Raw genomic sequence first — 18,638 nt, 5'->3', positions numbered from 1 at the left:
CGAATCTAGGAATCCGGTGTGCGGTTTGAACAGCAAACCCTTTTCGTCAGGAGAAATGCAATGCAACTCGCATCCCGATTCGCTTCCCGTTCCCCGTCGCTGCGCAGCGATTACCCGCTGTCCGATGACCAAATCCGCCGTGTGGCCCCGTCCATCTTCGCGGACGCGCCGCACGAAAGCCGTTCCGAACGGTACGCCTATATCCCCACCGCCGCCGTGCTGGCGGAACTACGCAAGGAAGGGTTTGAACCCTTCATGGCAGCGCAAACCCGCGTGCGCCACGACGACCGCCGCGACTACACCAAACACATGCTGCGCCTGCGCCACGCCAGCCAGATCAACGGCGCGGAGGCTAACGAAATCGTGCTGCTGAACTCGCATGACGGCACGAGCAGCTATCAGATGCTGGCCGGAATGTTCCGGTTCGTGTGCAGCAATGGCCTTGTCTGCGGCGACACGGTGGCGGACGTGCGCGTGCCCCACAAAGGCGACGTGGCCGGTTCCGTCATCGAAGGCGCTTACGAAGTCTTGCGCGGCTTCGACCGCGTGCAGGAATCCCGCGATTCCATGCGCGCCATCACCTTGAACGATGGCGAATCCGAAGTGTTCGCCCGCGCCGCGCTGGCCCTCAAGTACGACGACCCCGACAAGCCCGCGCCCATCACGGAATCGCAAATCCTGATGCCGCGCCGCTTTGATGACCGCCGCCCGGACTTGTGGAGCGTGTTCAACCGCACGCAAGAGAACCTGACCCAAGGCGGCCTGCGCGGGCGCAGCGCCAACGGACGCCGCCAGCAAACCCGCCCGGTACAGGGCATCGACCAGAACATCCGCCTCAACCGTGCGCTTTGGCTGCTGGCCGATGGCATGCGCCAGTTGAAAGCCTGAACCCCCACGCGGCAGGGGCAGGCAGCAGCCCTTGCCGCTTCTCTCGCTGCTGCATCCCTAACCGCAAGGAGTTATCACCATGAACGCCGTTACCCAAACCGAAACCCGCGCCATCGAAACTGCCGCGCCGCTGGAAGTGGCCGACCCGAGCAAGAACCTGATTTTGGTTCCACTCTCGCAGTTGCTGCCGCGCCGCTCCAAGCGCAACGCACGCAAGACCCCGCGCCTGTCCATTCCCGAACTGGCCGCGAGCATCGCCCGCATCGGCCTGCTGCAAAATCTCGTCGTCATCCTCGCCGCCGATGGCGAGCAGTACGAAGTGGTGGCCGGCGACCGCCGACTGACCGCGTTGAAGCTGCTGGCGAAGAAGAAGCGCATCCCTGCCGACTACGAAGTGGCGTGCCTGCTGGTGCCCGATGCTTCGGCCCGTACCGTCAGCCTCGCGGAAAACCTGCTGCGCGAGCAGATGCACCCGGCCGACCAGTTCGAGGCGTTCGCCGCACTGGTCAAGGAAGGCCGCCCCATCGAAGACATTGCCGCCGACTTCGGCGTGACCCCGCTGGTGGTGCAGCGCCGTCTCAAACTCGCCAACGTCTCGCCGCGCCTGCTGGCCGACTACCGCGCCGGAGCCGTCACCCTGGAACAGTTGATGGCCCTGACCATCACCGACGACCACGCCGCGCAGGAAAGCGCGTTCTACGGTGCGCCAGAATGGCAGCGTGGCGCGTCCGCGCTGCGCGAACGCCTGACCGAACGCGAAATCGACGCCACGCATCCGCTGGTGCGCTTCGCCGGGCTGGACGCCTACACGGCGGCGGGCGGCGGCATCCGCCGCGACCTGTTCGCGGAAGGCGATGCCGGAACCTACCTGACCGACGCCACGCTGCTGGAAACGCTGGTGCGCGGCAAGCTGGATGCGCTGGCTGGGGACGTGCGCGCCGAGGGTTGGGCGTGGGTCGAAGCCGTGCCGCACATGAGCTACGCCGAGCGGCAGGCGTTCCAGAACGCACCGCGCCAGCGCCGCGAACCGAGCGCCCGCGAAGCCCGCCGCATCGCCTCGCTGCAAACCCGCCTCGACAAGATCGACACCGAACTGGAAGAAGCCTACGACGCCGAGGACGAGGACAAGACCGAAGCGCTGGAACCGCGCCGCGAACAGGTTGCCGGGGAACTGCAAGCCGTGGAGGAAGCCTTGCAGGGCTACGCCCCGGATGTGCGCGCCGTGGCCGGCGCCATCGTCACCCTCGACCGCAGCGGCGAAGCCGTGATTCATCGCGGGCTGCTGCGCGAGGCAGAAGCCAAGGCGCTGCGCACGCTGGAACGCTTGCGGCAGGGTTTCGGCAGCGCGGAAGGCGAGGCCGGGAACGACGACGAAGGCGAGGACACCGAGCAGCCCAAGGCCGCGAGCCTGTCCGACCGGCTGGCGCAGCGGTTGAGCGCGCACCGCACCGCCGCGCTGCAAATCGAAGTCGCCCGGCATCCGCAAGTCGCGCTGGCCGCGCTGGTGCATGGCATGGTGCAGAGCGTCTTGCAGGACAACCACTACGGCCACGACTTGCCGCTGGGCGTGAGCCTGAAAGTGCAAGACCGGCTGGAAGGCATGGCCCCCGACTGGCCCGAGTCGCCCGCCGCCGTCGCCCAGCGCGAGTTGCAGCAGGTCGCGGGCGAAGCGCTGCCGCAGGACAGCGCCGAACTGTTCGTCGCGCTGCTGGCGATGGAGCAAGGCGAACTGGTGCGGCTGCTGGCGGTATGCGTAGCGGCGACCGTGGACGTGGTGACGCCTCGCGCCACTGCGCACCAGCCGGGCGCGGAACTGGCGCAGGCTGTGGGGCTGGACATGGCCGCATGGTGGCAGCCCACCGCAGACGGGTATTTCCAGCATGTGCCGAAGGCCGCGATTCTGGAAGCCGTGGGCGAGTTCGCACCGTCGCACGCTGCACGGCTGGCGAAGTTGAAGAAGGCCGACATTGCCAGCGAAGCGGAACGGCTGGCCGATGGTACGGGCTGGATGCCCGCCATCTTCCGCACCGAAAGCCCGCAACAGGACGCGCAGGCCGTGGCAGTGGATGCGGGCGCCGAAGCGCCGGAGGAAGTCGCCGCCGTGGCGGATGAGCTGCCGCAGGCCGAGGCACTGGCCGCGTGATCCTGCACCGCAGATAGCGCCCCGGTTCCGGCCGGGGCGCTTCACGCCAAGGATTCCTATCATGAGCCGCAACACCACGGACCGCCCGCGCATGGCGGCGATCTATGCCCCCGGTACGGTACGCGCCCGCCGCTGGCACGGCGATGGCGACGTGCGCGGCTACCGTCCGCCGCGTGGCTGGACGGCCCGCGCCGACCTGACCGACCTACATCCCATTACCGGCCACACCTTGCCGCGTGCCGCGTGGTGGATTGTCGAAACCAAGGAATAACGAGCAGCACCGGCCCCAAGCCGTTCCGCCTTGGGGCCGGTGGTCAAAAATCCGGGGCGTCGGTGGCCGCGCCCGGTTCCAACGTCGAAGTCAAAATCGCCCCGTTGCCGCCTTCGTCCAGGCGGCAACGGGGCGGACGTGCAAGTGCCTTGCACGCGACACGTCCATCGGTGCCCGCTGGCGCGGGCAAGGTTTCGATGGCGCCCCGCCGCAATGGGCGGGGCTTGTAGGGCTACGCCCCGGCTTGCTGCGGCAGGTTGTGCGATAGCGTGCCGTCCCCGACGCTGGCGATTCGCGCCTGTACGTCACGAAGGGCGATTCACCGACACGCCACCCGGCCTCGCTATGGAGCATCCACACCACGCCTCAAGCATGTGGTCGCGCGCTGCGGCAGGGGCGCTCTGGCCTTGTCGTCGGGGCTTTGACCTGGTTCGCGTCAGGGCGCAAGCCGGTGCAGCCGTCACGCGGGGATGCCGAGTCGGCCATGTCTCCTTTCGGGGGCGGGCGGCCCGTGCGTCCTTGGCTTGTCGTGAATCCTGGCGAGGGAACGGCTACGCCTTGGGCTTCATGGCCGCAACCTTCCAGCGAAAACAATTTCCCCGCCGCTGCGCGGCTTCCTCGCGCGGCAAATTCTTTTCGCTTCCAGGTTCTCCACGGTGTTGCGACCGCTGCGCGGTGCGGCCAGCCCATCCCCCGCCGGCCGGATCACAACAAGGACGCACTGGCGCGACCTTGTTCAACCCGAAAGGAGAAACATCATGGCTAACATCGGCACCTTCACCGCAGAGAAAGACGGCTTCACCGGCCAGCTCCGCACCCTGACCCTGAACGTCAAGGTCAAGCTGGTTCCCAACGACAAGGGCGACAGCGAGAACGCCCCCGACTTCCACCTTCAGGCGGCCGGCCACGAGATCGGCGCGGCGTGGAAGAAGACCAGTGAGGCCGGGCGCGAGTACCTGTCCGTGAGCATCGACGACCCTTCGTTCCCGGCGACGGTCTATGCCCGCCTGATCGAGAACGAGGACGGCACGCACGACCTGATCTGGTCGCGCAGCAAGCCCAAGGCAGCCTGACGGCCGCCCACCGCGCCCCGTCCATTGCGGCGGGGCGCCGTGCTGCTGGCGCAGCACGTCACGCACGCGCCTACGGCGTGTCGCGTTCCTTCAACACCGCCTCCAGCTCCTGGCGCACCTGCGCCAGAAGCTGATCGGCCCTGCGCGTGCTGTCGCCGGCATAGGCCAGCGTCAGCAACGTGAGCGGATGCACGTCCATGACCTCGCACAGCTCGGTCAGCTTGTGCATGGTCGGGCTCTTCAGGTCGCGCTCCAGCAAACTCAGGTAGGTACGGCTGGACACGTCGGAGAACGCTTCCTGGCTCAAGCCGCGCGCTTTCCTGACCGTCCGTATTGCTGTCGCCAATGAGTCTTTCGCCGCCACCTATGGTTTTCCTTAGAAAACCAAGATGACAGCCGATTGCGCACTATAGGGCTACAAACTATAGTGCGCATTTGGTGTCGTTGATTTCCGTATTCGTGCCTTTGCAGAAATCCGCGTGGGCGGATTCCGACAGAATCTGGGAACCGCATCTGTGTCTTTCCTGGCCTGCGCAATTCCGCTTCCGCGTTTCCGTGCATGTACGGATTCGATGGCTTGCGCCTTCGTGCTTTCCCGCCAAAGCACGCATCCGCTTCGGCGGTTCCGCGCTTCGGTGGAAAATCGTATCCGTGCATCCTCGGATGCGTGGGGATTCGGGCCATGACCCAGCCGCTCGTCACCGCTGAACAGCGGGCGCAACTGCTCGCCGTCGGCGCGGCACGCGCCGCTGGCCGAAGCATCGACCCAATGCCGGCGGTGCGACTGTTCACCCCCGACGCGCACGCCACCTGGCTGCTGGCCGCGCTCGACCCGGCCGATGGCGATACGGCATGGGGGCTGATCGACCTGGGAATAGGCATGCCCGGCCTGGGCCATGTGAAGCTGTCCGATCTGGCGTCCATCGTCGGGCCGCACAAGCAACCTGTGATGCGCGATCGCTACTTCCAGCCCGTGCGGCGGCTGTCGGAGTACCTGCGGCTGGCCGAGGAAAACGGTTCGATCACCGACTGAGCAGTCCCAGCCAACGACGGCGCATTCTGACTATTTCAGTCTTACCCAAGACCTGATTGGTCTGAATCCGCACTCTTGCACCGAAGCGGTGCGCTTCTGATGCAAACAGTCATGATCTATGGCGCGGGCTGCTGCACGGTGCTCCATGCTGCGCACCATTTTTGTGGCGCGCAACCGTCGCATTCAGACGATTTCCGCAATGCCCTGGAGCCAATCGGTCTTGACACCGCAGTTACAGAGTACCCCGATTTCGATGACGACTTGATGGCGACTCGATAGCTCCCGCACAGCGGAATCCGTGGCGACGTTCCTGCTGAATGACAGGAGGCTGCGTCATGGCTGACCCGAGCGCCGAACACTGGTATCCGACCGCCGCGTATCTCTACATGCTGCACCTCGACGGCCCCGCGCTGGCGTGGGAATACCTGCGTCGCCACCCCGACTACCGCCGCGACTGGCTGCGCCGCCGCCGCCGGCCAGAGGCCGCCGCGCGCTGGGGACTGCGCCTGCTGGAAGATCCCGCCCTGGATGCGCGCGACGCGCACCCGGCCTGGTTCCCCGATCACGATGCGGTAGTGCAGCTCTACCCGGACGCCGACCCGCCGCCCGACGCGGTGGCTTTCGCGTTCTGGTGCCTTCCCGGCCAGAAGCACCTGATCCACGACGGCAAGCGCCTGGTGCTGCTGACACGCTGGCTGGGCTGCTGCCTGCGGCTGGTGATCGCTCCCGGCCTGGCCGACGGCATGGCTTACGCCTATGCCATTCGCGCCTGCGCCGCATCCTGCGGACGCTATCAGGCGCTGGCGGCCGAACTGGACAAGCTGGCCGCCGCTGGCGATGCAGCGCCAGCGGGAACGGCACGGTCGCGGCCGGCACCCGCTGCGCTGCTGGAGTTGAACACGCTCCAGGCGCTCGACGGCACCCTCGCGGGCGCGTCCCTGCGCGACGTGGCCGAAGGGCTGTTCGGCGTCGATGCTGTCGCCGCCGACTGGTACGCCGATAGCGCCTTGCGCGCCCGCGTGCGGCGACTGGTGCACCGGGGCGATGCGCTGATGCGCGGCGGCTATCGCCGCCTGGCACAGCTTCCGCCCGTTGCACAGGGACGCGCTGCATCCCCTGCAAAACGTCCCTGAGCAGGAAGCCTTGCTTTCTTGAAAGTGCCTCTATCCGGCCGCGTGGTGTGGCCGGGCTTGATGGAGGTACATCCCATGCGACCCGCTCCCTTGCGGCCTGCCGCCGCTGCTGTCGCTGCGCCCGTGCAGCCCCAACGCTACCTGACCAACGACGAAGCCGCCGAATACCTGCGTCTGTCGCCGCGCACGCTGGAGAAACAGCGCGTGATCGGCGGCGGCCCGAAGTTCCGCAAGTTCGGCCGCCGCGTCATGTACGCGGTGGCCGACCTCGATGCCTGGGCCGACCAGCGCAGCTACGAGGCCACGTCCGACCCGGAATATGCCGAGCGTCACGCGGGCGACTACCGTGATGGCCGCTGATCGTCGGCTCGCCGGTGGCCATCGTCATGTCCAGCCCATCGCTGCCGTCGGGGCAGCGATCGCAGCAGCGGGAACAGCTCGACCTGTTCCGCGCGCTGCCGGGCGACGGCATGGCGCCGCGCGACAGCCAGGACTTGATGGCCTTTCCGTTCTTCTCGCTGGCGAAGTCGCGGCGCACGGCGCCGATCGACTTCCGCAGCGGGAACATCACCATCCGCGTGGAAGGCACGGCCGAGCACGGCATCGCCACGATATGGGATGCCGACGTGTTGATTTGGGCGGCCTCGCAGATCGTGGAGGCGCGCGACGCAGGCATTCGCCCGTCGCGCTGGATACACGCCACGCCCTACGAAATCCTGCGCTTCATCGGGCGCGGCACGTCCTTGAACGACTACCAGCGCCTGAAAGCCGCGCTCGACCGGCTGCAATCGACCAGCGTGGCGACTTCCATCCGCGAAACCACCGGGAGGCGCTTGCACCGCTTTTCGTGGGTGAACGAATGGCGCGAGCTGGCCGACGCCAGCGGCACGCCGCTGGGCATCGAGCTGATCCTGCCGGACTGGTTCTATGCCGGCGTGCTCGATGCCGCCCTGGTGTTGACCATCGACCCGGCCTATTTCCGCTTGAAAGGTGGCATCGAACGCTGGCTGTATCGCCTGGTGCGCAAGCACGGCGGGCGGCAGGAACACGGCTGGCAATTCGACTTCCGGCATCTGCACCGCAAGTCCGGCAGCGCGGCGCGCTTCTCGGACTTCGCCTACGACCTGCGCGTGCTGGTCGCGCGGCAGTCGCTGCCCGGCTACGTCCTGGGCATCGAGTCGATGCCGGACGAGAAGCTGGAACTGCTGACCTTCCGGCCCGTGCCGTTCACGGCACGGGGATAACTGCGGGAAAAGCTGTGGACGGCCTCGTGCTATCAGGAGTGCCGGGTATCGTGCTATCGGGAGTACGCCTATCGTGCTATCAGGAGTACGAAAACGCCGCAAAGCCAGTAACGGCGCGGGTTTGCGACCCCTCTAACTTACCTAACTATAAATCTCTAACTTTTAGTAGAAACGCGTCGTTTCGGTGGACAACCACGAAACGGCACGGCCAGGCCGGCTTTCCAGCAGGGAGGGCCGCGCCATGATCTTCGCGTTTCTCAACCAGAAAGGCGGCGTCGGCAAGACCACACTCGCTACCCACATCGCGGGCGAGCTGGCGATGCGCGGGCTGCACGTCATCCTGCTGGACGCCGACCCGCAGGGTTCTTCGCTGGACTGGACGCAGCGCAGAAGCCAGCAGGGCTTGCCACGGCTGTTCAGCGCCGTGGGCCTCGCCCGCGAAACGCTGCATCAGGAAGCGCCGGAGCTGGCCCGCCGCGCCGATCACATCATCATCGACGGCCCGCCGCGCATCGCCGCCCTGGCGCGTTCCGCGCTGCTGGCGGCCGAGCGCGTGCTGATTCCCGTGCAGCCCAGCCCGTATGACCTTTGGGCCAGCGCCGAGATGGTGGCGCTGATCCGCGAGGCACAGGTGTTCCGGCCTGCGCTGCGCGCGGCCTTCGTCATCAATCGGCGCGTCAGTACCACCATCATCGGCAGGGAAGCACGGCAATCGCTGGCCGAACAGCCGCTGCCGGCGCTGCACAGCGAAGTGCGCCAGCGCATCGTCTTCGCCGACAGCGTGGCCGCTGGCCGGCTCGCCCGCGAAACCGCGCCCGACAGCGCCGCCGCACGCGAGATTGCCGTGCTCACCGATGAACTGCTGCGGTGGCCGACATGAGCAGCCCGCGCAGCAAGCGCGTCGGCATCGGCGCACGTCCGCCCGCGAATCCGCACGCCGAGGCGTGGATTCGCCAGGGCGATGCCGATGCACTCAACAAAGGCGACCTCTACACCGCACGCCTGACGCTCGACGTGACGCCTGCGCTGCGCGCGCGCATCAAGATCGCCGCCTTCGGCCAGGGCGTGACCGTGGCCGAACTGCTGCGCGGCCTGCTGGAGCGGGAGTTTCCCGACAAGCGCCCGGAGAACCTGCCATGAACGGATCCGCCTTGCCTGCCGCTCATGCGGCGACGGCTGCACCGGCTGCTGCGCCGCCGCCTTCGCTTTCGACGCTCGCCGACCAAGCTGGCAGCGTGCCGCTGACTCGCGTATCGCTCGCCTACATCGAACCGCGCTTCAAGCTCTACCTGCGCTTCGGCGAGCCGGCGCGCACGCTGCGGCTCGACCGCTGGCGGCGCTGCGCGGTGTTCCTGCCGCGTGCAATGTTCTGCCGCGTGCGCTGGGAAGCAAACGACTACGGCACGATCCGCTGGCAACTCATGGTGATGCAAGCCGCCACGCCGCTGGACGACATGCAGCGCATCCCCGGCGTGCGGCCGGGCGCACGCCTGCTGCTGCACGCCGAAGGCGAAAACGCGGTGCCTGCCGTGCTGGAACGCATCGACGGCATCGAAGGGCAAGGCATCGCCGCCATCGACGTGTCGCCCGCGTACTGGCGCACGCTGGGCAACCGTCTGGCGGCCCGCCTGGCGCTGCCCGAATACACCGCCGAGCGGCACGCCGCCTGGCTGGCCGGAAAGGCGCTGCCATGACGACCCAATCCAACACCACATGCACGCACGAAGCCGCGCCGCATCCTCGCTCGCGCCTGCGCGTTCGCATCGTGCTGGCGGGCTTCGCTGCCGTCGGCCTCGCTGCGCTGGCCTGGGCGGCTTTCGTGTCGCCGCTGCCGCGTCTGACCTACAACCCGTCCGACAGCGTGGCGGTCGGCTGGTATCGCATCGAACCGTTCGACCCGCGCACCGCCTCGCTGCCACGTCCGTTGTCCGTGGACAGCATCGTGCTGGTGCCGCTGCCCGACAGGGCCGCCATGCTGGCTGCGCAGCGCGGCTACCTGCCGACCCGCGTTCCGCTGCTCAAACGTGTGGGCGCGGTCGCGCCGCAACACGTTTGCATGGTCGCCGGGCAGGTACGCATCGACGGCGTGCCTGCGGCCGCCTCGCTGCCTGCCGACCGGCTGGGCCGGCCGCTGCCATCCTTGCAGCTTTGCCGCCGCCTCGAACCGGGCGAGCTGTTCCTGTTGAGCGTGACCAATCCGGCATCGTTCGACAGCCGCTATTTCGGCCCGGTCAGCGCATCCGCCGTGATCGGCGTCGCGCACCCGGTCTGGCTGGAGACACGCCCATGATGGCCGTCGATTCGCTGCACGTTGCCGTGCCTCTCGTCGTGCCATCGAGCATGTCGTTCCAGTGGCTGCCGCCGTGTCGTCGCGCGTGCAGCGCGGGCGCATTCGCGCCGCGCCTCGCGCAACATCCGGCGCAGCCGTCCAGCGTGCAGGTGTCTTGCCTCGAACGCGCCCGGCCTGCGGCCATTGGCGCGTTCGCCGGCGGGCTGGCTGCAAGCAGCGCAGCGCCGCCGGGCCGCCGACGCCCGGAGCGACAGCGAGGGGCAAAGGCGGAAGGCAAGACAAAAGGGGGCGGCACCTGTCGGCCCGCAAAGCCAGTCTGCACGTGGGGGTGGCGCGGCACGGCGCGGCTTCGCCGCCGTGCCGCTGGGGGCGCGTGGCCCGCGCCGATACAGACATGTCCGCGTGCTTTGCACGACCGGACACGCCGGAGCTTGCAGGGAGCGCAGCCATGACCGACCGCCGCGACGACGATTTCCGCATCCGCCCCAGCGCCCCGAAGAATCGCGGCCAGGGCTTTGTCTCCAAGGTGCTCAAGCAGGCAGGCAAGGCCAGCGGCGGCAAGTCCTCGGTGCGCCGTCCTGGGACGGCTGGCGGCACCGGGAGGGGCACCGGCCAGCGGCCCGGTTCGCGCCTGGGGCGCGGCCACACGGCGGCGCGCTTCGCGGGGGCGAAGCTCACGCCCATGTCGCGGCGCGTGACCATCAAGACGCTGCTGGTCAACCAGCGCCAGGCCAGCCCGCAGTCGCTCGCCAAGCACCTGCGCTACATCGAGCGCGATGGCGTGGGCCGGGACGGTGAGCCAGGCCGGGCCTACGGGCCGCAGACCGATGAAGCCGATCTTGATGCCTTCAAGGAACGCTGCGCCGACGACCGGCACCATTTCCGCTTCATCGTTTCCCCCGAGGATGGCGCCGAGCTCGAAGACCTGCGCACCTACACGCGGCATCTGATGGGGCGCATGGAAGCCGACCTGGGCACGCGGCTGGAATGGGTGGCTGTCGATCACTGGAACACCGACAACCCGCACACCCACCTGATCGTGCGCGGGCGCGACGACACCGGCAAACACCTCATCATCGCGGGCGACTACATCGCCGATGGCTTTCGGTATCGCGCGGCCGAGCTGGCGACCGAATGGCTGGGGCCACGCACCGAGCTGGAGATCCAGCAGGCCTTGCGGCGCGAGGTGGAGCAGGAACGGTGGACGAGCCTGGATCGCACGCTCAAGCGCGAGGTCGGCGACGATGGCCAAGTGCAGATCGAACGCTTCAACGAACCGCGGCTGCAACGCCAGCGCCTGCTGCTGATCGGCCGCCTGCAGCGTTTGCAGCGCCTGGGCCTGGCCGACGAGGTGCAGCCCGGCACCTGGGGCATTCATGCCGATGCGGAGAAGACCTTGCGTGCCCTGGGCGAGCGTGGCGACATCATCCGCACCCTACAGCGGGCCATGAGCGGCGCGCCGCGCGAACTGTCGGTGTTCGAGCCGGGTGATGACGGCCGCACGATCGTCGGCCGCGTGGCCGCGAAGGGGCTGGCCGACGAGCTGCGCGACCGCGGCTATCTGGTCATCGACGGTGTGGACGGCAAGGCTCACTATGTCGCGCTCAATGCTCGCGACGAGCTGGCGAACTATCCGACCGGCGCCGTGGTGGAGGTGAAGGGGGCGGCCGACGTGCGCGCGGCCGACAAGAACATCGCCGCGCTGGCGAGCGGTGGCCTCTACCGCGCCGATCATCACCTCGCCATTGCACAAGGTCAGGCCGTGCCCGGCCGAGATCCGCAGGAAGTCGTGGCGGCCCACATCCGCCGCCTGGAAGCCCTGCGCCGTGCCGGTATCGTGGAACGGGTGGCCGACGGGCTATGGAAGGTGCCGGACGATCTGCCCGAGCGTGGCCGCCAATACGACGCGCAGCGCCTGGGCGGCGTGGCCGTGGAAGTGAAATCGCACCTGTCCATCGAGCGGCAGGCGCGCGCGATCGGGGCTACCTGGCTCGACCAGCAGTTGATCGGCGGCGGCTCGGGTCTGTGCGACCTGGGCTTTGGAGCGGAGGCCAAGCAGGCGATGCAGCAGCGCGCCGACTTCCTGGCCGAACAGGGACTGGCCGAGCGGCGTGGGCAGCGCGTAATCTTCGCGCGCAACCTGTTGGGCACGCTGCGCAATCAGGAACTGGCGCAGGCCGCGAAGGATATATCCGCCGAAACTGGCCTGGAGCATCGGCCCGTGGCCGACGGGCAACGGGTAGCTGGCATCTACCGGCGCAGCGTCATGCTCGCCAGCGGGCGCTACGCGATGCTCGATGACGGCATGGGATTCAGCCTAGTGCCGTGGAAACCAGTGATCGAGCAACGGCTAGGTCAGCAACTTGCTGCCACTGTACGCGGCGGTGGTGTGTCATGGGAGATTGGACGGCAGAAAGGCATGTCCATCATCTGACGAGCAACCTGCTTCCGACGAGTCGAAACTGCGCCCATCCACGATCTGCATTCTCCCGCAATGGCGAGAGGCCAACTAAGCGATGCGAGGCAGCGTTAGATCAAATTTAGTCGCTGTATCGCTGGACGTTGCCTGCACATGTCCACCATGAGCTTCGGCAATTGATTTGACGATGGCCAGCCCTAGCCCTGCACCTGCGTTCTTTCGTTGGCGGGCAGGATCTACTCGGAAAAAGCGATCGAATAACTTCGGCAGATCAGCCTCCGAAATTCGCTCGCCCGGATTTTCGACACTTATCGTTGTCCATCGCTCATCTTGCGCCAAAGCGACTGTAATACGCGACCCATAGGGAGTATGACGGATTGCGTTGGAAAGAAGATTGTTGAGCGCCCGCAGCAACATCTCACGATCCGCCCGTATTGGTTCGGCAGCACCCTTTGCGTAAAGTGTGATGTTGCGGTCTTCAGCTAATGCCTCGAAGTAGTCAAACAAACCTCGGATCAACTCAGCCAAGTCGATTTCGCCGAGGCGGAGATTTCGAGGGTCATTTTCCGTTTGAGCTAGAAACAACATGTCGCCGATCATGCGACTCATGCGATCAAACTCCTCCAAGTTGGAGTAGAGGATCTCCCGATATTCCTCTGCACTGCGGGGTTGCCCGAGCGCCACATGGGACTGCGTAATCAGGTTGGTAACGGGTGTACGCAACTCGTGCGCAATGTCGGCGGAAAAGTGCGACAGGCGGACAAACCCTTCCTCGATTCTGGCCAGCATGTCGTTGAAGGCGACCACAAGTTCAGCCAGTTCTATAGGTACGTCCAGAGGATCAAGTCTCACATCTAGCTTTGAAGAGCGGATCGTGCGAATCTCCTCGTTGACCTTGCGGATTGGAAGGTGGCCCCATTGCACGGCCAGCCAAGCCACCCCGAGCGCAATGCAGAGAACAAGGCAGGTCGCCCACCAGAGCATGCGCTTGAACTCTGCCAAGAAATCGAGATGAAAGCCGATGTCCATGGCAGCGACGATGCGGTAGCCAGGTGCCGCCGAATCGTCGGCAGGCAGTTGTAGCGCCACACCTCGATAAGACCTCTGATTCTCTTGCCACACCGTCAAATCGTCGGCGGTGATGCGGTTGACCAACTTTTTGCTGCTGGCAAGTTTCGACAGGTCAGGACCCGGCGTGGCATAGATGGTATTGCCCGGCCGATCATAGACACCATAGGTCATCCCATGATGTCCTGCCACTGCATTGGCTAAATGCTGCCGCAACTCATCTTTGTCCATGTCATTAGCGATCTGTCGCAACGGCTCTGCCAAGGCCGTGACCACTGCGTCCAGTTCATGGGCGTCCTGTTGGGCAAAGTGGTGCTCCAGGGATCTAACGACAACCCAGTTGAACGCTAGAAATACCAAGGTAGTGGCAATGCCAACCAGGGCCGTGACCCTCAATGCAAGCGACGCGGGACGGCTTCGCCGTGGCTTATGGCGCGAGGTCATCATCAGGCGCATCGAGCGTGTATCCCATGCCACGTACAGTGTGGATGAGCTTTGGATTGAACGCATCGTCGATCTTTGCGCGCAGACGACGGATGGCCACATCAATGACGTTGCTGTCGCTGTCGAAATTCATGTCCCATACCTGAGACGCAATCAACGAACGCGGCAGAACTTCACCCTGTCGGCGTGCCAGCAGTTCGAGCAACGCGAACTCCTTGCTGGTGAGATTGATGCGCTGACCAGCGCGCGTTGCACGTCGGCGCGGCAAGTCCAGCACCAAATCGGCAACTTGGATGCGATCAGGCTGGCTCGGAGCGCTTCCGCGTCGCAGCAGCGTCCGCACCCGCGCCAGCAATTCCGAGAACGCGAACGGCTTGACGAGATAGTCGTCTGCCCCCAGTTCCAACCCCTTGACGCGGTCATCTACGCTGCCACGTGCGGTTAGAAATAGCACAGGGACTTGTTTGCCAGCATCTCGCAGCGAACGCACGATGCGCCAGCCATCGACATCCGGCAGCATGACATCCAAGACCACCAAATCGTAGGTCTCGCTCATGGCCAAGTGGTGTCCGTCCAATCCGTTACGCGCCAGATCCACGACGAACCCTGCCTCCATGAGACCTTGGCGGACGTAATCCGCCGTCTTGTTCTCGTCTTCAACGACCAACAGCTTCATCGCATGCCCCATGAAATCGCTGCGGCGTAAGGAATTTTGCCGCCCACGATGCCCCATTCATTTGCTTCTTAGGGGCAATGTAATAGTCGCTTCCTGCCACGAAGATGACGCGACCATTACATGAATGTAATCCAAGGGTCATTCATCCGAAAGTGGTCACTCCATAGCATGACCTCCATGCGTCGAACCGTGCCGCCCAAGACCAAAGGCGGCTCTAAAGACGACTTTCAAGTTATCTATGGAGGATTTCAGGCCATGCCGCCTCGTTCGCCCTTTGTAATCGCGCCCCCACTGGGCCTGTCTCGTCGGCGTTTTGTTCAGGGGCTGGCCGCTGGCGGCGTCCTGGCCGGGCTGTCCACCCCGGCGCTCAGGGCATTTGCCCAACAAGGCTCCGCGACGCGCGGTGCCGCCCCTGTGCTGAAGGGCACCGAGTTCGACTTGGTGATCGCCGAATCGCCCGTGAACTTCACGGGCAAGCCAGGCGTGGCTACGACCATCAACGGCTCGCTGCCGGCACCGACATTGCGTTGGCGTGAGGGTGACACCGTCACAATCCGTGTGACCAACAAGCTGCGTGAAGCCACATCCATCCACTGGCACGGGATCATCCTGCCGTATCAGATGGATGGCGTGCCGGGCATCAGCTTCAATGGCATCGCTCCCGGCGAGACCTTCACGTACCGCTTCAAGGTTCAGCAAAGCGGCTCCTACTGGTACCACTCGCACTCCGGCTTCCAGGAACTCACGGGCATGTACGGGGCGATCATCATCGACCCCGCTGGTGCCGAGACCATCCGCGCCGACCGTGACCACGTGCTGCTGTTCTCGGATTGGACCGACGAAGACCCGATGCGGGTGTTCACCAAGCTCAAGTCCCAAAGCGGCTACTACAACTACAACCAACCTACCGTCTTCGACTTCTTCCGGGACGCCTCGCGCGACGGCATGGCCGCTGCGATCGACAAGCGCAAGATGTGGAACGAGATGCGGATGAATCCGACGGATCTCGCCGATCTGTCTGCCGCCACGCTGACCTATCTGGCCAACGGCGTCACCCCCGCCGGCAATTGGACGGCGCTGTTCCGACCGGGTGAGCGCGTGCGGCTGCGCATGGTCAACGGTGCGGGCAACACCTTCTACGACGTACGCATTCCCGGACTGAAACTCACGGTGGTGCACGTCGATGGTGTTGACGTGGAGCCGGTGACGGTCGATGAGTTCCGATTCGGTCCGGGCGAAACCGTCGATGTGATCGTCCAGCCACGGGATGACGCTTACACGATCTTCGCCCAGGCGATGGACCGGACAGGCTACGCGCGGGCCACGCTGGCCGTGCGTGAAGGTCTTCAAGCTCCCGTGCCTGCCCTCGATCCGGTCGAATGGCTGACCATGAACGACATGATGGGCAGCATGATGGGGGGCATGGACCACGGCGGGTCCGGCCAAGCCATGGAGATGACGGGCATGACGGGCATGACGGGCATGACCGGGATGACCGGGATGGGCTCGGGTTCGATGTCCGGGATGGATCATGGGGCGATGGCTGGCATGAATCACGGCGCCATGAACCACGGTGGCATGGCGATGGATCACAGCCAACACGCCGCGGCGGCGGGGGGACTGGCCGTGCCCAGCACTACTGCTCGCCACGCTCGCACCGAGTATGGTGCCAGCACGGACATGCGCGTTGACATGGCGCGCACCAACCTCGATGACCCCGGCATCGGACTGCGCAACAACGGTCGGCGAGTGTTGACCCTCGCGGATCTGCATACCCCGTCGGGGCCGCTGGACAAGAGAGGCCCTGGCCGGGAGGTCGAACTGCACCTCACGGGCAACATGGAACGCTACGCATGGTCCCTGGACGGGCTGGAGTTCGGAAAGTCCACGCCGGTGCACTTCAAACACGGCGAGCGGCTGCGGGTCATTCTGCACAACGACACCATGATGACCCATCCCATGCACCTGCACGGCATGTGGAGCGAGCTGGAAAGCCCCGACGGTCGCTTCCTTGCGCGCCGCCACACCCTGCCGGTGCAGCCGGCACAACGCATCAGCTTCCTGGTGACAGCCGACGCGCTCGGCCGCTGGGCGTGGCACTGCCACCTGATGTTCCACATGGATGCCGGCATGTTCCGCGAAGTCGTGGTGTCTTGAACCCAGCGCACAAGGAAGACCAAGAATGTCCAAAGCACTCCCCACTCGCGCACTGGCCACGACGCTTCTGGCCCTGGTAAGCGTCGCCGCCCAGGCACAAGCACAGAACGACCATGCAGCGCACGGCCAGGCCGACGCTCAAACGGCCGCGCCATCCACTCAGACCGTGGCTCCTGCCGCCGACCCGCACGCGGGTCACGCGACGTCGGCGAGCGGCTCGACCGCGGCCCCGGCCATGGATCACGGCAACATGCAGATGCAGGGCGGGTCGGCGCCTCCTGACGCCCGCGATCCGCATGGCTACTCCAATGGCCTGACATTGGGATCGGGCGACTACGCCGTACCCGGTGTGCCGCGGCTGATGCTGGCCGACGAACACAGGTTCTTCTCGTTGCGCGGCGAAACCCTGGAACGCCGCTTCACGCGCAAAGGGGACGATTCCACGGCCTACAACCTCCAGGCTTGGTATGGGACGACCTACAACAAGGCCGTCGTGAAGGCCGAAGGCGATATCGCCAAAGGAAAGCTCGAAAAATCGCGTACCGAGCTTCTCTGGGGGCACGCCGTCGCACCGTACTGGGACACCCAGCTCGGCGTTCGGGTGGATAACGGAAAAGGCCCGAGCCGTCAATGGTTGGCTTTCGGCATCCAGGGCCTCGCCCCCTACTGGTTCGAGCTGAAGGCGACGGGCTACGTGGGAAGTGGCGGACGTACGGCGCTGCGTGTCGAAGGCAGCTACGAGCTGCTGCTGACCCAGCGACTGATTCTGGAGCCTCGTGCCGAATTGCAGTTCTATGGCAAGGACGACCCGGAACGCGGTATCGGCAAGGGCTTGGCCGAAGCGTCTGCTGGCTTGCGCCTGCGCTATGAATTCAGTCGCCAGTTCGCCCCCTACATCGGCGTGGAACGGGCGGGCAGCTTCGGACGCACAGCGGACTATGTGCGTGCCGAAGGTGGCCGCGCGCAGCAGACGCGCTGGGTGGCTGGCGTGCGATTCTGGTTCTAGAACCTTGTGGGTTTGATCATCTGATGAGAGGCAATCTATGAACATGCACTACGACAGAAGCCAGGGCAAAGTGCCGAGACGCCAAGCATTGATCGCTGGCTTGTTGGTGATGGCACTCGCAGGACCGAGCCTGGCGCAGAGCCGACCGATCGCCAAGGTGTGGAAGGACCCGAGCTGCGGTTGCTGCAAGGACTGGGTCTCACACCTGCAAGGCGCAGGCTTCGATGTGCAGGTTCTTGACACCGGGAACACGGCAGCGCGCACGCGGCTGGGCATCCCGCAGAAGTACGGTTCGTGCCACACGGCGCAGATCGGCGGCTATGCCATCGAGGGTCATGTGCCTGCCTCGGACATTCAACGCTTGCTGCGCGAAGCCCCGCAGGCCATCGGCCTCGCGGCGCCGGGCATGCCGGTCGGTTCGCCCGGCATGGATGGTCCGGCCTATGGTGGACGCAAGGACGCCTACGACGTGCTGCTGATCGGGAAAAACGGTAGTAGCACGGTCTATCAGTCGCATCTCTGACCATCCATCAACTCTTTTCCGTGGAGATATGCCATGCAGCATCAGCACACACAGACCCCCAGCGATCGTCCCCGGTTCTGGCGATCGCGCTACGGCGTGGCGTTCCTCATCATCGCCGCTGTCGCCGCGTATTTCCTGCTCAAGGAGCACACGGCACATGTTGCCGGCTATCTCCCCTTCCTGCTGCTGGCGGCTTGTCCGCTGATGCACCTGTTCATGCACCGTGGTCACGGCCACGGCGGACACGATCATGCCGCGCGTCAGGGTGAG

20 protein-coding genes are annotated in these 18,638 nt (G+C 65.5%); 17 read left to right on the top strand and 3 right to left on the bottom strand.

Annotated features, from left to right (window positions below; all coding sequences use genetic code 11):
• Positions 1-60: 60 nt before the first annotated feature.
• From ACEU5R_RS12470 to ACEU5R_RS12455, 4 genes are all read left to right on the top strand, one after another.
• Positions 61-888 carry a DUF932 domain-containing protein gene (locus ACEU5R_RS12470; RefSeq protein ID WP_028240164.1) on the top strand — a complete coding sequence of 276 codons (828 nt, stop codon included), beginning with the start codon at positions 61-63 and terminating at the stop codon, positions 886-888.
• Between the two features lie 79 nt (positions 889-967).
• Positions 968-3,031, top strand: a complete 2,064-nt coding sequence (locus ACEU5R_RS12465) for a ParB/RepB/Spo0J family partition protein (protein ID WP_028240163.1) — start codon at positions 968-970, stop codon at positions 3,029-3,031.
• Positions 3,032-3,092: 61 nt separating this feature from the next.
• Positions 3,093-3,302, top strand: coding sequence for a hypothetical protein (locus tag ACEU5R_RS12460; RefSeq protein WP_028240162.1), 210 nt, complete (start codon positions 3,093-3,095; stop codon positions 3,300-3,302).
• Between the two features lie 758 nt (positions 3,303-4,060).
• On the top strand, positions 4,061-4,375 hold the full coding sequence (locus ACEU5R_RS12455) for a DUF736 domain-containing protein (protein WP_014646114.1): 315 nt from the start codon (positions 4,061-4,063) through the stop codon (positions 4,373-4,375).
• Positions 4,376-4,445: 70 nt separating this feature from the next.
• Here ACEU5R_RS12455 and ACEU5R_RS12450 read toward each other — a convergent pair whose 3' ends face one another.
• A complete protein-coding gene (locus tag ACEU5R_RS12450; protein WP_015476703.1) occupies positions 4,446-4,739 on the bottom strand; it encodes a helix-turn-helix domain-containing protein in 294 nt (97 codons plus the stop codon).
• 318 nt (positions 4,740-5,057) lie between these two features.
• Between ACEU5R_RS12450 and ACEU5R_RS12445 the strand changes: the two genes are divergently transcribed.
• From ACEU5R_RS12445 to ACEU5R_RS12405, 9 genes are all read left to right on the top strand, one after another.
• Positions 5,058-5,408 (top strand): DUF2958 domain-containing protein, encoded by a 351-nt coding sequence (locus ACEU5R_RS12445; RefSeq protein WP_015476702.1) that lies wholly within the window; start codon positions 5,058-5,060, stop codon positions 5,406-5,408.
• A 335-nt stretch (positions 5,409-5,743) separates the two neighbouring features.
• On the top strand, positions 5,744-6,541 hold the full coding sequence (locus tag ACEU5R_RS12440; RefSeq protein WP_028240160.1) for a DUF2285 domain-containing protein: 798 nt from the start codon (positions 5,744-5,746) through the stop codon (positions 6,539-6,541).
• Positions 6,542-6,616: 75 nt separating this feature from the next.
• On the top strand, positions 6,617-6,901 hold the full coding sequence (locus ACEU5R_RS12435) for an AlpA family transcriptional regulator (RefSeq protein ID WP_026069907.1): 285 nt from the start codon (positions 6,617-6,619) through the stop codon (positions 6,899-6,901).
• Between the two features lie 26 nt (positions 6,902-6,927).
• Positions 6,928-7,785 (top strand): replication initiator protein A, encoded by an 858-nt coding sequence (locus tag ACEU5R_RS12430; RefSeq protein WP_156867395.1) that lies wholly within the window; start codon positions 6,928-6,930, stop codon positions 7,783-7,785.
• 241 nt (positions 7,786-8,026) lie between these two features.
• The gene (gene parA, locus ACEU5R_RS12425) at positions 8,027-8,665 is read left to right on the top strand and encodes a ParA family partition ATPase (protein ID WP_015476698.1); all 639 of its coding nucleotides are present in this window, start codon (positions 8,027-8,029) and stop codon (positions 8,663-8,665) included.
• Complete coding sequence (locus tag ACEU5R_RS12420; RefSeq protein ID WP_023094609.1) at positions 8,662-8,925, top strand: hypothetical protein; 264 nt, start codon at positions 8,662-8,664, stop codon at positions 8,923-8,925. Before parA ends, ACEU5R_RS12420 begins: the two co-directional genes overlap by 4 nt.
• A complete protein-coding gene (locus ACEU5R_RS12415) occupies positions 8,922-9,479 on the top strand; it encodes a DUF2840 domain-containing protein (protein WP_015476696.1) in 558 nt (185 codons plus the stop codon). Before ACEU5R_RS12420 ends, ACEU5R_RS12415 begins: the two co-directional genes overlap by 4 nt.
• The gene (locus tag ACEU5R_RS12410; protein WP_028240158.1) at positions 9,476-10,075 is read left to right on the top strand and encodes a S26 family signal peptidase; all 600 of its coding nucleotides are present in this window, start codon (positions 9,476-9,478) and stop codon (positions 10,073-10,075) included. Before ACEU5R_RS12415 ends, ACEU5R_RS12410 begins: the two co-directional genes overlap by 4 nt.
• Before the next feature lie 448 nt (positions 10,076-10,523).
• The gene (locus ACEU5R_RS12405; protein WP_049098529.1) at positions 10,524-12,509 is read left to right on the top strand and encodes a relaxase/mobilization nuclease and DUF3363 domain-containing protein; all 1,986 of its coding nucleotides are present in this window, start codon (positions 10,524-10,526) and stop codon (positions 12,507-12,509) included.
• A gap of 75 nt (positions 12,510-12,584) precedes the next feature.
• On the opposite strand, the gene ACEU5R_RS12400 is transcribed toward ACEU5R_RS12405, so the two are convergent.
• Positions 12,585-14,018 (bottom strand): heavy metal sensor histidine kinase, encoded by a 1,434-nt coding sequence (locus tag ACEU5R_RS12400; protein WP_012202384.1) that lies wholly within the window; start codon positions 14,016-14,018, stop codon positions 12,585-12,587.
• Entirely contained in the window at positions 13,990-14,682 is a 693-nt protein-coding gene (locus ACEU5R_RS12395; RefSeq protein WP_012202383.1) for a heavy metal response regulator transcription factor, read from the bottom strand. The genes ACEU5R_RS12400 and ACEU5R_RS12395 overlap by 29 nt, the downstream gene beginning before the upstream one ends.
• A gap of 255 nt (positions 14,683-14,937) precedes the next feature.
• On the opposite strand from ACEU5R_RS12395, the gene ACEU5R_RS12390 reads away from it, so the two are divergent.
• The 4 genes from ACEU5R_RS12390 to ACEU5R_RS12375 form a co-directional block, all read left to right on the top strand.
• Positions 14,938-16,839 (top strand): copper resistance system multicopper oxidase, encoded by a 1,902-nt coding sequence (locus ACEU5R_RS12390; protein ID WP_077021920.1) that lies wholly within the window; start codon positions 14,938-14,940, stop codon positions 16,837-16,839.
• A gap of 25 nt (positions 16,840-16,864) precedes the next feature.
• On the top strand, positions 16,865-17,845 hold the full coding sequence (locus ACEU5R_RS12385; RefSeq protein ID WP_012202381.1) for a copper resistance protein B: 981 nt from the start codon (positions 16,865-16,867) through the stop codon (positions 17,843-17,845).
• A 37-nt stretch (positions 17,846-17,882) separates the two neighbouring features.
• A complete protein-coding gene (locus ACEU5R_RS12380; protein WP_006226241.1) occupies positions 17,883-18,368 on the top strand; it encodes a DUF411 domain-containing protein in 486 nt (161 codons plus the stop codon).
• A gap of 33 nt (positions 18,369-18,401) precedes the next feature.
• Positions 18,402-18,638: DUF2933 domain-containing protein (locus ACEU5R_RS12375; protein WP_320516654.1), on the top strand; the 237-nt coding region annotated here is incomplete at its 3' end.

The sequence above is a fragment of the Achromobacter sp. 413638 genome, assembly GCF_043119405.1.
In the GTDB taxonomy this organism is placed as follows: Bacteria; Pseudomonadota; Gammaproteobacteria; order Burkholderiales; family Burkholderiaceae_B; genus Achromobacter.
Note: the sequence above shows the minus strand (reverse complement) of the source record. Positions and strands in the feature narration are given on the sequence as shown.